Annotated in this window: 11 protein-coding genes; 7 read left to right on the top strand and 4 right to left on the bottom strand. The window is 72.3% G+C overall.

Translation table 11 applies throughout. The annotated features are described in order from the left end of the window. The first annotated feature begins 90 nt into the window (after positions 1 to 90). On the top strand, positions 91 to 492 hold the full coding sequence (gene sodN, locus KIH74_RS21075; RefSeq protein ID WP_214157767.1) for a superoxide dismutase, Ni: 402 nt from the start codon (positions 91 to 93) through the stop codon (positions 490 to 492). Between the two features lie 10 nt (positions 493 to 502). Then, complete coding sequence (locus tag KIH74_RS21080) at positions 503 to 1,075, top strand: hypothetical protein (protein ID WP_214157768.1); 573 nt, start codon at positions 503 to 505, stop codon at positions 1,073 to 1,075. 75 nt (positions 1,076 to 1,150) lie between these two features. Here KIH74_RS21080 and KIH74_RS21085 read toward each other — a convergent pair whose 3' ends face one another. The 4 genes from KIH74_RS21085 to KIH74_RS21100 all read right to left on the bottom strand — a co-directional run bounded on the left by KIH74_RS21085 (position 1,151) and on the right by KIH74_RS21100 (position 5,588). Then, entirely contained in the window at positions 1,151 to 1,984 is an 834-nt protein-coding gene (locus KIH74_RS21085; RefSeq protein ID WP_214157769.1) for a 3-keto-disaccharide hydrolase, read from the bottom strand. After that, positions 1,981 to 3,303 (bottom strand): MFS transporter, encoded by a 1,323-nt coding sequence (locus KIH74_RS21090; RefSeq protein WP_214157770.1) that lies wholly within the window; start codon positions 3,301 to 3,303, stop codon positions 1,981 to 1,983. The genes KIH74_RS21085 and KIH74_RS21090 overlap by 4 nt, the downstream gene beginning before the upstream one ends. Before the next feature lie 261 nt (positions 3,304 to 3,564). Then, positions 3,565 to 4,449: a sugar phosphate isomerase/epimerase family protein gene (locus KIH74_RS21095; protein WP_214157771.1), complete on the bottom strand. Its 885-nt coding sequence runs from the start codon at positions 4,447 to 4,449 to the stop codon at positions 3,565 to 3,567. A gap of 29 nt (positions 4,450 to 4,478) precedes the next feature. Beyond that, on the bottom strand, positions 4,479 to 5,588 hold the full coding sequence (locus tag KIH74_RS21100) for a Gfo/Idh/MocA family protein (protein WP_214157772.1): 1,110 nt from the start codon (positions 5,586 to 5,588) through the stop codon (positions 4,479 to 4,481). 180 nt (positions 5,589 to 5,768) lie between these two features. Here KIH74_RS21100 and KIH74_RS21105 point away from each other — a divergent pair, with 180 nt between their 5' ends. The 5 genes from KIH74_RS21105 (at position 5,769) to KIH74_RS21125 (ending at position 14,588) form a co-directional block, all read left to right on the top strand. Next, positions 5,769 to 7,016, top strand: a complete 1,248-nt coding sequence (locus KIH74_RS21105) for an ROK family protein (RefSeq protein ID WP_214157773.1) — start codon at positions 5,769 to 5,771, stop codon at positions 7,014 to 7,016. A gap of 62 nt (positions 7,017 to 7,078) precedes the next feature. After that, positions 7,079 to 8,098, top strand: coding sequence for a sugar phosphate isomerase/epimerase family protein (locus tag KIH74_RS21110; RefSeq protein ID WP_214157774.1), 1,020 nt, complete (start codon positions 7,079 to 7,081; stop codon positions 8,096 to 8,098). A gap of 356 nt (positions 8,099 to 8,454) precedes the next feature. Beyond that, a complete protein-coding gene (locus KIH74_RS21115) occupies positions 8,455 to 12,678 on the top strand; it encodes an Ig-like domain-containing protein (protein ID WP_214157775.1) in 4,224 nt (1,407 codons plus the stop codon). A gap of 61 nt (positions 12,679 to 12,739) precedes the next feature. Continuing rightward, positions 12,740 to 13,588, top strand: a complete 849-nt coding sequence (locus tag KIH74_RS21120) for a class E sortase (RefSeq protein ID WP_308113943.1) — start codon at positions 12,740 to 12,742, stop codon at positions 13,586 to 13,588. Between the two features lie 43 nt (positions 13,589 to 13,631). Continuing rightward, positions 13,632 to 14,588, top strand: a complete 957-nt coding sequence (locus KIH74_RS21125) for a nucleoside hydrolase (RefSeq protein WP_214157777.1) — start codon at positions 13,632 to 13,634, stop codon at positions 14,586 to 14,588. The last annotated feature ends 136 nt before the right edge of the window (positions 14,589 to 14,724 follow it).

The raw sequence follows: 14,724 nt of genomic DNA on the forward strand, positions 1-14,724 counted from the left end.
ACCGGTGTACCGCGATCGCGGTACCCGTGCCGGTTACGACCCGGCAAGCTGCTTGACCTCAACTCGAGTTGAGGTCCTAGCGTCCACCGCATGAGGATCTTCGCCCGCACCCACACCGTGTCCGCACACTGCGACCTGCCCTGCGGCGTCTACGACCCGGCCCAGGCCCGGCTCGAGGCCGAGTCGGTCAAGGCGGCCGTCACCAAGGCCCTGGCCTCCGACGACGAGGTGTTCCGGGCCCGCGCGCTGGCCGTCAAGGAGGAGCGGTCCGACCTGGTGAAGCACCACCTGTGGGTGCTCTGGACCGACTATTTCAAGCCCGCGCACTTCGAGGCATACCCGCAGCTGCACGGCCTGTTCAACGAGGCCACCAAGCTGGCCGGGGCCGGCGGCACCAAGGGGTCGTGGGACCCGGCCGTGGCCGACCGCCTGCTGGAGAAGATCGACGAGATCGCCACGATCTTCTGGGAGACCAAGAAGGTGGCGGCCTGAAGGTGGTGTCGTGAACTACGAGAACCCGGTCGCCACACTGTTTCCCGGGGCGGCCGGGCGCACCGTGGCCGAGCTGGCCCGGCAGCACGCGCTGGGCCGGCTCGTGGTCGACGTGCGCTCGGCGTCGGCCGCGGCGGCGGTGGTGCCCGAGCAGTTCACCAGGGTGGCGCTGCGCCTGGCCCTGCTCGGGCTGGTCACCTTCCCGGTCGGCGAACAGGTGGTGCTGGTACCCGAGCACGTGCTCTGGCCGGCCCTGGCCGAGCTGGCCGACCCGCAGCCGCGGATCGACCAGCTACTGCGCCGGGTCGCGGCCACCTGCTCACCGGTCACCCGGATCGCGGTGGCCGGGCCGGTGGCGGCGGGCACGGCCCGCACCTTCCCGGAACGGCTCGACGTCGCCCTGATCGCCCCACCCGGCAGCGTCTCGGTGGAACAGGAGGACGACGTGGCGGCCCATCTGTCCCGCGCCCTCGGAAACGCGTGCAGCGTGGTCGTGGTGGAGGACGACGAGGAGGCCGCGCGCCTGCTGCCCGGGACCGGGTTCCGCGTCGTCGGGGCGGAGGGGATCCCGGCGGTCCGCTGACCGGTCAGTCCACCGGCTCCAGCACGAGCACCGGCTCCCGGTTCCCGCACCGCGAACGGTGGGTGATTCCGGGCCTCAGGACAGTTCCCGGATCCGGGCGTTCCGCCAGCGGCAGGCGGCGCCCGGCCCCCAGCGGGACTCGCCGAACACGGCGTCGTTGTCGTGCACCTCCAGGGCGATGTGCCCACGGGCGCCGAGCAGTTCCGCGATCCTGGCCGGGTCGTAGTTCGGCACGTCGATCGCCGCGGTGTTCAGCTCGGCGATCTCCAGGTCGTTGACCCAGGTGGTGATGGTCGGCAGGGCGCCGCCCACGCACAGCACCCGCAGCTCGTTCCAGTCGTCCCAGCGCCAGACCCGGAGGAAGTCGTCCACCTCGGCGGCGTACGACAGCAGGCGCCGCTTGGCCGGGGTGAGGGGTTCCTGGGACGACGCCGGGTCGTCCTCGCGCAGGCCGGTGCCGTTCCCGTCCTGGTCCCGTTCCAGGTCCAGGGCGAACGGGACAGCGTGGAAACTGGCCAGGCCGTTGCCGAAGAACCCGCCGATCGAGCCGGACCGCCGGTGGTCCACCAGCACCTGGAAGCCCTCCCAGCTGTCCGGGCGGCGGCGCAGCATGACGCCGGTGTCGGCGGGCCAGTCCGGCTTCACCTCGATCACGAGCTCGAAGTCACCGTAGGCCTTCTCGGTGATCAGGTAGCCGCCGTAGCCGGGGGTGCCCTGCCGGCCGACCACCACGCCGTCCTCGACCGCCCAGACCGCCGGGTGCTTCTCCGGCTCGACCGGGGGTTCGAGGCCCAGCCGGGTGAGGGTCTCGGAGATGTCCGGCCCGCCGGGGTACTCCGCGCCGTACACCCGGGGGATCGCCCGCCAGCCGTTCAGCGTGCTGCCGTCGAACAGGTCGGTGAAGGTCACTTGACGCCCCTGACCGGAAGCAGCGCCAGGGCGCCGAGGATCGCGAACACCACACCGGCGAAGAACACGGCCTGGTAGTTCTGGCCGGTGCCGCCGATGGCCAGGAAGAGCGGGGCGATGGCCGGGGCCAGCGACTGCGGCAGACTGTTGGCGATCTGGAACACGCCCATCGCCTTGGCGGCGCCCTCGTCCTTCGGGATGACGGCGGCGGCCACCGCGATGTCGACCGAGTAGTACAGGCCCTGGCCGAGACTCGTCACCGCGGCGCCGACGATGAACTGGTTGAAGGTGTCCGAGGTGCCGATCAGCACCAGGCCGGCACTGACGATCAGCGCGGCCACGCCGACGAACGGCTTGCGGCGGCTGAGCCGGTCGGACAGCCAGCCACCGGTGATCGAGATGAACACGGTGATGACAGCGGTCACGGTGGTCGAGAAGAACACGAACGACGCCAGTTCCGAGGTGCTGACGTTCAGGTGGTCGCTGAGGAAGTAGGCCTGGTAGGTGGTGAGGAACGCGGTGCCGACGAACACCAGCAGGCGGCTCAGCAGGGCGAAGGAGAAGTCCGGGTAGCGCACCGGGTTGATCCAGAACGACAGCGCCAGGTCCTTGGCCCGGAACCGGCCCACGGTGGCCCGGTCGGCGGGCGTGTCCGGGAAAACCGCCAGCAGCAGCCCGTATCCGATCGGGATGAGCAGCCACGGCACCAGGAACATCGCGATCGTGCTGCCGGTGGTGTACTGCGTGACCCAGGTGCCGAGCATCATCGCCAGGGTCGCGGAGAGTCCCAGCAGGCCGGACATCCGGCCGCGCTGACCCTCCGGCACCACGTCGGGCAGGATCGCGTTCATCGCGGCCTGGTTGAACTGCGAGCCCACCTGGCAGATCAGCCAGCCCAGCCCGAGCAGCCACATGTTCGGCGAGAACGCGATGATCGTGAGGCCGAGCAGCAGGAACGCGCCGCCCGCCACGATGTGCGGGCGCCGCCGGCCCCACCGCGAGGTGGTGCGGTCGGACAGCGTGCCGGCGATCGGCGCGGCCACCATGCAGCCGAAAGCGCCCACGCTGAGCACGTATCCGAGCTGGGTGGCGCGCTCGGCGGCGGTGGTGATCTCGGAGACCCGCAGGGCGATCGTCACCACGACCGGGGTGAGGATGCCGACCCAGGCGGCCACCTGGGCGAAGAAGTAGATGAACATGAACCAGCCGGAGACCGGTTCGGTGGGCTCGGCGCCGTGCGGGTTGCTCGGCCGGATCCGGGCCAGGAGACCGCCGGGGGCGACGAGCGGTGGTGACGTGGGTGCATGGAGGTCGCTCATGTGGACCAGTCCTCTTCTTTGAGACGGTTCGCGAGGGGGAGCCGGGGGTTCAGGGCGTGAGAAGGACTGCGAGGGTGTGCAGGTCGGCGGCGAAGCCGTCGAGGTGCGTGGTGCTCCCGGCGGTGACGGGGTGGCCTTCGTGGGCCGGGGTCGGGCAGGGTCACGGTGGTGACGGAATCCGTTGTGTGGAAGCGGATCACCTGGTGCGGTGCGAGAACTGAGGACGACGAGATGAGCAGGCGCACCCTGTCACTGGGGTGCTCACGCCGGCGTCCCGGTGTAGAAGTCCTGCCCGGTGAGGAATTCCAGCGCGAAGCGCGAACTGGCCATCCGGTCGGGCAGGTTCGGCACGTCCACCTCGACCACGGTCCAGCCGTCCCAGTCCTGCGGCAGCGCGGCCATCACCCGGGCGAAATCGATCTGGCCCCGGCCCGGCTCGATCCAGACGTGGCGCTTCAGCGTCGCCGTCATGTAGTCGTCGCCGGCGCTCAGGGCGGCGGCGCGGGCGGCCGGGTCGACGTCCTTCACGTGCAGGGCCACCACCCGGTCGGCGTAGTCGCCGATGATCGACACCGGGTCGGCGCCGGCCCACACCAGATGGCCGGTGTCCGGGCCGAAACCCAGTGCGCCGCCCGCGGACCGGTCCAGCACCTCACGGATCTCCGACTCCACCTCGACCAGCGACCCGACGTGCGGGTGCAGCGCGTAGCGCACCCCGGTCGAGGCGGCGGCCTCGGCGGCCAGGGCCATGCCCTCGGCGATCACCGCGGCCGAGCCGGTGAAGTCACCGGCACCCACGGCGGGCGCGGCGATCCGCTCGGGCACCAGGTCGTTGGCGATGAACGCCTGGTCCAGGCCGAAGTGGGCGTGGGCCTCGGCGTGCCGCTTGATCCCCTCGACCAGCCCGGCGTGCGCCTCACGGTCGTGGAACGCGCCGGAGAAGTAGCCCGGTGCCGGGGCCATGCCGTTCCTGGCGAAGAGCGCGCCGTAGTCCGGAACGCTCATCTCCGCGGGCCATTCCACCGTCATCGCGGTGTAGCCGGTGGCCTTCAGGTCGCTCAGGGCGGTGTCGACCACCCCGGCGTTCAGGTTGTAGGCCAGGTCGCCCAGAATCCAGGGCAGCGGGTTGATGCTGAGACGATGCATCTTTGCCATCGTTCGACTCCAGTTTCTGGTCAGTGGTTCTCGACGGTGATCCAGGAACGCTCGCGCGCGGAGGCCAAAACGGCGTCGGCGAGCCGGACCGCCCGCAGGCCGTCGGTGAAACGGGGCAGGCCGTCGGTGTTCTCGCCGTTGATCGCGGCGTGGGTGTCGCGCACCAGGGCGTTGAAGCAGTCCTGGTAGCCCTGCGCGTGGCCGGCCGGGAGCACCGCATAGGGGGCGGCGGCGGCCGAGAGGGTCTGCGGGTCGCGCACGTGCAGCAGGCTGCCCTCGCGCCGGCCCTCCCACAGCTGCTCCGGGTTCTCCTGGTCGAACGCCAGCGTGGCGGCCGAGCCGGAGATCTCCAGCGACAGGCGGTTCTTGCGGCCGGCCGAGACCTGGCTGATCACGGTCGAGCCGAGCACCCCGGCGTCGGTCTCGAACTGCACCACCGCGACGTCCTCGGTGTCGACGGCGCTGGTCGAGCCGCGGCTGCCGTTGACCGTGGCGAGCCGGGCCGACAGGGCCGTGATCCGGCTGCCGGTGACGAACTCCAGCAGGTCGCACCAGTGCGAGCCGATGTCGGCGAACGCCCGGCTGGGGCCGCCGGTGGCCGAGGAGACCCGCCAGTTGTCGTCGTCGGCGCCGAGCAGCCAGTCCTGGAGGTAGCTGCCGTGCACCACGTTCAGGCGGCCGACCTGCCCGGCGGCGACCCGGGCCCGGGCCTCGCGCACCATCGGGTGGAACCGGTACACGAACGGCACCACGGCCACCCGGCCGGAGTCGGCGGCGGCGTCGGTCACCTTCACGGCCTGCTCGACCGAGACGGCCAGCGGCTTCTCGCACACCACGTGTTTGCCGGCGGCCAGGGCGGCCAGCGTGATCTCGGCGTGCACGGCGTTGGGCGCGCACACGTGCACGACGTCCACCTGGTCGGAGGAGACCAGGCCGGACCAGTCGGCGAAGGCCTGGCCGGCGCCCAGGGCGCGGGCGCCCTCGCGAGCCTGCTCCAGGGTGCCGCTGGCGACGCCGGTGAGCTCACCGCCGCCGGCCGCGATCGCCCGGGCGTGCACCTGGCCCATGAAGCCGGTGCCGACGATCCCGTGACGCAACCTCGCTGGTACGTCTGCAATGTCCGTAGTCATGCCGTCCTGCCCCTGTGCTTCTCCGGCGTCGCGCCGGACCGGTTGCGACGAGTCTGCGATCCGTCAATCCGTCGTTCAACGACTGAATTACGCCGGGTCAGGGAATTAATCAGGCCCTGGTCGACGGAATTGGGGCCGCGCCCGGCGGTTCCACGGACGCGGTGGGTAGGGTCTGCGGACGTGAGCGAGGTGCGTGCGTCCGGTGTTCCCGAGCGGCTGCCCGAGACGGTGTGGCTCCAGGTGCCGCCGCTGTCGGCGCGGGTCAGCCCGGAGACGATCGCGAGCACCCTGGCCCGGCTGATCTCCAGCGGCACCGCCACCTCCAAGGCCGACCTGGGCCGGGTCACCGGCCTGGCCCGCTCCACCGTGGACACCGGCATCCGGGCCCTGGAGTCGATCGGCGCGGTGCGGGTGGGCGGTCTCCAGCACCTGGCCGGGCGGGGCCGGCCGGCCGAGGCCCTGGAGATCGCCCCGGACTTCGGCCGGGTGCTGGTGGCCGACTGCGGGGCGCAGCAGGTGCGGCTGGCGGTGTTCGACCTCGGCCAGAACCTGCTCGGCTCGGCCGACCTCCAGCTGGCCATGGCGGACGGGCCGGGCCCGGTGCTCGACACGCTGACTGGTGAGGCGGCCCGGCTGCTGGCCGGGATCCCGGGCGGGGCAACCCGTCTCATCACGGTGGTGGGTCTGCCCGGGCCGGTGGACGACCGGCACGGCACCGTGGTGCGGCCGCCGATCATGCCGGGCTGGGACGGGTACCGGGTGTCGGGGCACATCCGGGAGCGTCTGGGTGGCCGGGTCACCCTGGAGAACGACGTGAACCTGCGGGCGTTGGGCGAGGCCCGGGCCCGTCCGCCGTCCCCCGGCCCGTTGTTGTTCGTGAAGATCGGCACCGGCATCGGGGCCGGTCTGGTGACCGCGGACGGCCAGCTGCTGAGGGGCGCGGACGGTGCGGCCGGGGACATCGGCCACGTGCGGGTGCCCGACGCCACGGCGGTCTGCGCCTGCGGCAACACCGGCTGCCTGGAGGCCGTGGCCGGGCTGGGCGCCCTGAGCCGGGCCGCGGCCGGGCCGGCGGGCGGGGGCCCGGACGCCGCGGACGACTTCCTGCGCGCCCTGGTGCACCGGGAGCCGGCGGCGCTGGAGGCGGTGCAGCGCTCGGCCACCGCGATCGGTGAGGTGCTGGCCTCGCTGGTGCACATGTTCAACCCCTCGCACATCGTGCTCGGCGGGCGGCTGGCCGAGGCCACCGACGAGCTGCTGGCCGGGGTGCGCAGCGTGGTGTACCGCCGGGCGCTGCCGCTGGCCACCCGCAACCTGACGATCACCGGCTCGCTGCAACCGGACGACGCGGGCTGCGCGGGCGGGTTCGTGATCGGGGCCGAGCAGTTCCTGCGGCCGGAGGTGCTGCTCGAGAGAATGGCCGAATAAGGTCGCCAGAAAGCCTAATCCGGCGCTTTTCCCGCACCGGCGCGCGGGCTAGCGTCGGGCGCATGGACCAGACCCCCGCCCGGCAGCCCGTCACCCTGTTCACCGGCCAGTGGGCCGACCTGCCGTTCGAGGAGGTCGCCCGGCTGGCCGCGAGCTGGGGCTACGACGGCCTGGAGATCGCCGCGTCGGGCGACCACCTCGACCTGCGGCGCGCCGACGAGGACCCGGCCTACGTCCGGAGCCGCCTGGACATCCTGGACCGGCACGGGCTGAAGGTCTACGCGATCTCCAACCACCTGGCCGGGCAGGCGGTCTGCGACGACCCGATCGACTTCCGGCACGAGGCGATCCTGCGCCCGTACGTGTGGGGCGACGGGGACGCCGAGGGGGTGCGCCAGCGCGCGGCCGAGGACATGAAGCGCTCGGCCCGGGTGGCCCGCAAGCTCGGGGTGGACACCGTGGTCGGGTTCACCGGGTCGAGGATCTGGCCCTACGTGGCGATGTTCCCGCCGGTTCCGTCGTCCGTGATCGATGCGGGTTACCAGGACTTCGCCGACCGCTGGAACCCGATCCTCGACGTGTTCGACGACCAGGGTGTGCGGTTCGCGCACGAGGTGCACCCGTCCGAGATAGCCTACGACTACTGGACTCTCGTGCGGTCGCTGGAGGCGATCGGCCACCGTGCGGCGTTCGGGGTGAACTGGGACCCCTCGCACATGATGTGGCAGCAGATCGACGTGGTCTCGTTCATCTGGGAGTTCCGCGAGCGCATCTACCACGTGGACTGCAAGGACACCCGGGTGCGCCCGGCCGGTGGCCGCAGCGGTGTGCTCGGCTCGCACCTGACCTGGGGAGACCCGCGCCGGGGCTGGGATTTCGTCTCCACCGGGCACGGCGACGTGCCCTGGGAGGACGCCTTCCGCGCCCTGCACGCGATCGGCTACGACGGGCCGATCTCGGTCGAGTGGGAGGACGCCGGCATGGACCGGCTGCACGGTGCCGCCGAGGCGGTGAAGTTCGTGCGGTCGCTGTTGTGGGAGCCCCCGGCGGCGTCGTTCGACGCCGCGTTCAGCAACCAGTGACCTGGCGGATGCGCCCGGATCTTCCGGGTGTGTCCGTCCGGGCGGGGCGTCCCCGGTCGGCGCCGGCCGGTGGCGTCCGACACGCAGGGTGATCGCCCGGCCCGGCTCGCCGGTGCCCGGAGGACACGCTTTCGGCCCCCTGGCGTGATCCTCACCGAGGCCGGACCCGGCGAACCGCCACGGATCGGCCGGGTCCGCGGCGACCCGATCGGGGTACCCGCTACCACCGGTCGTGTGGCGGCGGCCCCGAACCGGGCCCCCGGCGTTCACCGCCCCCGTGCCCCGTCCGACGCCATCCCCTGAGCGGCCGAGCCTTGAGCGGTCGCCAGAAAGCTTCGGCTGAGGGGGCCTTCGAGATGGGGCGGCTTTCCAAGTGGGTGGCGGCCGGTGTCGTGGTCTGCCTGGCCGGGCTGTTCGGGCTGGTGGCCAGTGCCGGGTCGGCCGACGCGGCGATCACCAAGGCATTCGGCCTGCGGTACCAGACCGACGACACCGGTGACATCCTGCTGCGCGGCAACAGTCTGGTGACCTGTCCCGCGGCCGCGACGAACTGCCTCGCCGCCCGGAGCAACTCGCTCACCGGCACCCCGATGAACAACAACGCCTACTCGATGGAGTACGTCGACAACGACAGCGACTCCTCCACGGTGTCGAGCTCCACCGCGAACGTCGCGCTGCCGGCCGGGGCCACGGTCAAGTTCGCCGGGCTGTACTGGTCGGGCTACAGCACGGCCGGCAACGGCCGCACCGCCCCGTCGGGCGTGACGAAGAAGAACGAGCTGCTGTTCAAGGTCCCGGGCGGGGCGTACGAGACGATCACCGCCGCCCCGGCGTCGGACTTCCCGGTCGACGGCACCGCGTCGAACGGCACGCCGTACCTGGCGTTCGCCGACGTCACCGCCAAGGTGCAGACCTCGGGCGACTACACGGCCGCCAACATCTACGCGGCCACCGGCCCGGACGCCTACGCCGCCTGGGCCCTGGTGCTGGTGATCCGGGACCCCACCCTGCCGCAGCGGCACATGGTGGTGTTCGACGGTTTCGGCACGATCGAGAGCGGCGACACGTCCCTCGACATCGGGCTGACCGGCCTGTCCACGCCGCCCTCCGGGGCGATCGACGTGCGGCTCGGGGCAGTGGTTTTCGAGGGTGACGCCGGGCTGACCGGGGACCAGTTCCAGTTCATCCCGCCGAGCGGCGCCACGACGGTGCTGAGCAATGCCGTGAACCCGGCGGACAACCCGTTCAACTCCACCGTCTCCGACAACGGCGTGGACGTGGCCGGCCGGGTGCCGGACGGCAACACCTTCGGGTTCGACGCCGACGTGTTCCAGTCCTCGGCCCTGATCGGCCCCTCGGAGAGCACGGCGACGCTGCGGATGAGCACCTCCGGCGAGACCTTCTTCCCGGCCGTGGCCTCGTTCGTGTCCAACATCTACGCGCCGCGGCTGGACCTGGTGCGCTCGGCGTCGGTGACGGACGGCTCGGGTGACAGCCGTACCCGGCCGGGTGACCTGATCAGGTACACGATCAAGGTCACCAACAACGGGCAGGCGGATTCCACCGGCACCCGGATCACCGACGCGATCCCGGCCGGAACCGACTACGTGGCAGGGTCTTTACAGGTGGACGGCGCGGCCGTCAGTGACGCGGCCGACACCGACACCGGCGAGCTGTCGAGCGGCACCCTGGCGGTGCGGCTGGGGACCGGCGCCGGCGGCAGCGGCGGTTCGGGCGGCACCCTGGCGCCGGCCGCCGCCACCACGGTCACCTACGTGGTGCGGGTCACCGGTCAGTACACCACCGGCGGCGCGATCACCGGCGTCACCGGCGCCACCTACTCCGACCCGCAGTCCCGCTCGTTCTCCACCTCGTCGAACACCACCTCGACCACGGTGGACCCGGCACGCACCGACCTGACCGTGACCCAGACGACGAGCCCGGCCGTGGTGCAGGCGAGCGGTTCACGCACCGTGTCGTGGGCGGTGAAGGTGACGAACAACGGTCCCGACACCGAGACCGCCCCGGTGCTGAAGGAGACGCTGCCGACCGGGGTCACCGGGGTCAGCGTGAGCGGTGCCACGTGCACCCTGGCGAGCGGCACCTACACCTGCCCGCTGTCCTCCCTGGCCGACGACGCCTCCACCACCGTCACTTTCACCGCCACGCTGCCCGCCACGGCGAGCGACCCGTCGGCGGCGTCCGCGGTGGTCTCCGGCGCCGGCACCGACCCGGTCACCGGCAACAACACGAACTCGACCGGTGTGGGCGTCAATGCCCCGCCGGACGCGACCGGCGACCTGGCGGCGCTGAACTCCCCGTCCCTGTCGACGGACATCGACGTGCTGGCCAACGACGACGACCCGGACGCGGCGGACACGCTGACGCTCTCGTCGGTGACCGCCCCGGCCCACGGCACGGCGACGATCGTCGGCGGCAAGGTGAACTACACGCTCGACGACGTGGACTTCATCGGTACCGACACCTTCACCTACACCACCTGCGACGGCCGTGGGGGGTGCGACACCGCGACCGTGTCGGTGGCCGTGAACGACCACCGGAGAGCGGATCTGAAGGTGACCCAGGTGGCCGCGCCGACCGTGGTGCAGCGCGGCGGCAGCCTCGCGGTCACCTGGAACGCGACCGTCGTCAACCAGGGGCCGCAGAGCGAGCCCAGCCCGGTGCTGGTGCAGAAGCTGCCCACCGGCGTCACCGGGGTGACCGCCACCGGGGCCACCTGCACCACGTCGGGCACCACGCTCACCTGTGCGCTGGGTGCGCTGGCGAGCGGGGCGTCGGCCACGGTGAAGTTCGCCGCGACGCTGCCCTCGACCGCGACCGACCCCTCCAGCGCGACCGCGACGGTGTCCGGCGCGATCGCCGACCCGGACGCGTCCAACAACGCCGTCACCACGCCGATCGGTGTGAACCGTTCCCCGGTGGCCACTTCCGACACCGGAAGCCTGCCCGCGGACGTCCTCACGGCGGACCTGGACGCCACGAAGAACGACACCGACCCGGACGGCGACACGCTGACGATCAGCTCGGTGACCTCGCCCGCGCACGGCAGCGCCTCGATCGTCGGCGGCAGGATCCGTTACACGCTGACCGACAGCACCTTCGTCGGGGACGAGACGTTCAGCTACACGGTGTGCGACGGGCGCGGTGCCTGTGACAGCGCGTCGGTGACGGTGGCTGTGGCCGACCACGAGGTCGCCGACCTCGGCGTGACCCAGACCGCGGGCCCGAAGGTGCTGCAACGGGACGGTTCCCGGGTGGCCACCTGGACGGCGACGGTGCGCAACGCCGGGCCGGAACGCGCCCTGGCGCCGGTGCTGACGCAGACCCTGCCGGCCGGGGTGACGGGGGTGGCCACCTCGCTGGCCGCGTGCACCGTCAGCGGTGTGGTGGCGACCTGCCCGCTGACCGGGCTGGACAGCGGGGAGACCACCGAGATCACCTTCACCGCAACGGTTCCCGCGGATGCCGCCGACCCGGCCACGGCCAGTGCCGCGGTGAAGGGCGGATCGCCCGACCCGGACAGCACGAACAACACCGCGACGGCGTCGGTCGCGCTGAACACGCCGCCGGTGGCCACCGACGACGCGGCCACGCTGGGCTCGTCGGTGCTGAGGATGACGATCGACGCGCTGGCCGGGGTGAGTGACGCCGACGACGACCCGCTGACGCTGAAGAGTGTGGGCAAGCCGGCCCACGGCACCGCGACGATCGTGGACGGCAAGATCCGGTATCTGCTCACCGACACCGACTTCACCGGTGAGGACACCTTCAGCTACGTGGCCTGTGACGACCGTTCCGGCTGCGACACCGCGCAGATCACCGTGACGGTGGCCGGCCGGCAGCACGAGCCGTCCGCGACGGGTGACACCGCGACGGTCGTGACCGGGTCGACGGTGAAGATCGACGTGCTGGCGAACGACACCGACGCCGACGGCGGCACGCTGACGCTCAAGCGGATCACCCGGGCCCCGGAGCACGGCACCGCGAAGGTGGTGAAGGGCAAGATCGTGTACACGCCGGACGACGGGTACGTGGGCACCGACACGGTGCGCTACGAGGTCTGCGACTCCGGCGGGCTGTGCTCCCAGGCCACCGCGAAGATCGCGGTGACCGCGCAGCCGCCGGTGCTGAAGCCGGACACCGGTGACGTGCGGCCGGGCGGGTCCACGCTCATCGACGTGCTCGGCAACGACAGCGATCCGGCCGGGTACCCGCTGGGCAGCGTGACGATCATCCGGTACCCGGGCACCGGGACCGCCACGGTCAAGGGCAACCAGATCCGCTACCAGGCGCCGTCCGGGCTGAAGGCCGGGACCGAGGTGACCATCGGCTACCAGGTCTGCAACAAGGCCGGTGCCTGCTCGGACGGCGAGGTGGTGCTGACGGTGGCCGGCACCCCGGTCAGCGGCGGCGGCCTGGCGTTCACCGGTACGCGCATGCTGGGGCCGGTCGCGGTCACCGGGATCACGCTGATCCTCGCCGGGCTGATGACCCACCGGCTGGTGGCCCGGCCCCGCGAGCGGGTGAGGGTGCGGACGCACGGCCGGCACAAGGCATGAGCCGGGCCGTGCGGGTGTGGCCGCTGCGGGGGCGGCTGGTGCCGAGGTGGCCGGGGCTGGGGTGGCTGGTGCCGAGGTGGCCGGGGCTGCTGGGGCTGCCGGGGCTGCCGGGGCCGGGACCGAGCGGGTGGCGGCCGTGACCGAGTACCCGGTGCGGCACCGGGTGGCCCGGCACAAGGCGCCGGCCCCACCCCGGGCCCGGCTGCGGATCGTGCCGGTGCGTCCCGGGCCGGCGTCCCTCGCCACGCTGGCCGTGGTCGCCGGGGTGGTCCTGCTGCTGGGGGCCGGGGGCTGGCTGCTGTGGAGCCGGCACGTCGGCGAGCAGCGGGCCGGGCAGACGGTGGAGGCGCTGCGCCAGGAGTGGCGGGACACCCCGGTCACCGGGGCGCGGACCCCCGGGCCGGCCGGTACCGGTGAGGACGCGGCCGGCGTCACCACGGGCGTCACCACCGGCGTCACCACCGGCGTCACGCCGGTCCCCGGGGACGCGTTCGCCATCATGACCGTGCCGAGGTTCGGGAAGGACTGGCAGATGCCGGTTCTCGAGGGAACCGGCACGGCGCCGCTGCGGTCCGGGGTGGGGCACTACACCGACACCGCGCTGCCCGGCGCGGTCGGCAACTTCGCGGTGGCCGGTCACCGCACCACCTGGGCCCATCCGTTCCGCCGGATCGAGCGGCTGCGGGCGGGCGACCAGGTGGTGGTGCAGACCCGGCAGGCCCGGTACGTGTACCGGGTCACCGGGCACGAGGTGGTGCGGCCGGAGCGGGCGGACGTGCTGGACCCGGTGCCCGGGCGGCCGGGGGAGGTGCCGGACCGGGCCCGGCTGACCCTGACCACCTGCCACCCGGAGTTCTCGGCCCGGCAGCGCTGGGTGGTGCACGCCGAGCTGGAGACGGGCACGCCGTAGATTCTCCCCGTCGGGGAACCATCACCCACGGACGGAGAACGACATGCCCGGACCCCGGTTGCGAGTGATCGTCGACAACGACTTCTCCGGCGACCCGGACGACCTGTTCCAGCTGGCCCACCACGTGCTGTCGCCGTCGGTCGAGATCCCCTTCGTGATCGGCTCGCACCTGGCGCCGGGCGACGGCTTCGACCCCTCGGCGGAGCAGGCCGGGAACGCCGTGCGGGTGGCCACCGAGCTGCTGGAGCTGATCGGTGGGGCCGGCCGGATCCCGGTGCTGCGGGGCTCCGACACCGCGCTCACCTCACCGCTGGAGCCGGTTCGCTCCCCGGGGGCCGAGGCGATCGTGGCCGAGGCGCTGCGCGACGACACCGATCTGCCACTGGTGGTGGCGCTCGGCGGCGGCCTGACCGAGCTGGCCAGCGCGCTGCTGATCGAGCCCGCGATCGCGGACCGGCTGACCGCGGTCTGGATCGGCGGTCCGGAGCACGAGGGTCTCGCGGTGCCACCGCCGGGCGCGGCCGAGATCGAGTACAACCTGAACATCGACCTGGCGGCGGGCATCTCGGTGTTCAACCACTCCCGGGTGCCGCTGTGGCAGGTGCCGCGCGACGTGTACCGGCAGTGCCTGGTGTCGCAGGCCGAGCTGGACCTGCGGGTGCGCCCGGCGGGCCGGCTCGGCGCCCACCTGATGCGCGCGCTCGACCGGGTGGCCGGCCTGGCGCGGGACTGGGGTGGCGATCTCGGCGAGACCTACGTGCTGGGCGACAGCCCGCTGGTGCTGCTGACCGCGCTGCGCTCCTCGTTCGAGCCGGACACCTCCTCCAGCGCCCACGTCACCGTCCCGATGCCGCGGCTGACCCCGCGCGGCACCTACGAACCCGACCCGCACGGGCGTCCTCTGCGGGTGTACACCCGGGTGGACACGCGTCTCGTGTTCGAGGATCTCTACGCGAAACTGGCCAGGGAGCAGGTGCTTCAGGAGAAGACGCCGAAGTAGGCGTCGAGGGCGGGGCGACCACGGTGCGGCGGCCCGGGCGGATCCGCACCGGGCCGGCATTTCCGCAGACGGTAGGCGGAATACTGCATGCAGGGGAAGGCCCAGACGTTCCGGAGGGCAGACTTTCGGGTAAAAA

This window comes from Kineosporia corallincola (genome assembly GCF_018499875.1).
GTDB classification, from domain to species: domain Bacteria; phylum Actinomycetota; class Actinomycetes; order Actinomycetales; family Kineosporiaceae; genus Kineosporia; species Kineosporia corallincola.

What these genes read in the sequence shown, in the direction of transcription:
- sodN (WP_214157767.1), top strand. Translation starts at nt 91, where the DNA reads ATGAGGATCTTCGCCCGCACCCACACCGTGTCCGCACACTGCGACCTG.
- KIH74_RS21090 (WP_214157770.1), bottom strand. Translation starts at nt 3,303, where the DNA reads ATGAGCGACCTCCATGCACCCACGTCACCACCGCTCGTCGCCCCCGGC.
- KIH74_RS21095 (WP_214157771.1), bottom strand. Translation starts at nt 4,449, where the DNA reads ATGCATCGTCTCAGCATCAACCCGCTGCCCTGGATTCTGGGCGACCTG.
- KIH74_RS21100 (WP_214157772.1), bottom strand. Translation starts at nt 5,588, where the DNA reads ATGACTACGGACATTGCAGACGTACCAGCGAGGTTGCGTCACGGGATC.
- KIH74_RS21110 (WP_214157774.1), top strand. Translation starts at nt 7,079, where the DNA reads ATGGACCAGACCCCCGCCCGGCAGCCCGTCACCCTGTTCACCGGCCAG.
- KIH74_RS21115 (WP_214157775.1), top strand. Translation starts at nt 8,455, where the DNA reads ATGGGGCGGCTTTCCAAGTGGGTGGCGGCCGGTGTCGTGGTCTGCCTG.
- KIH74_RS21125 (WP_214157777.1), top strand. Translation starts at nt 13,632, where the DNA reads ATGCCCGGACCCCGGTTGCGAGTGATCGTCGACAACGACTTCTCCGGC.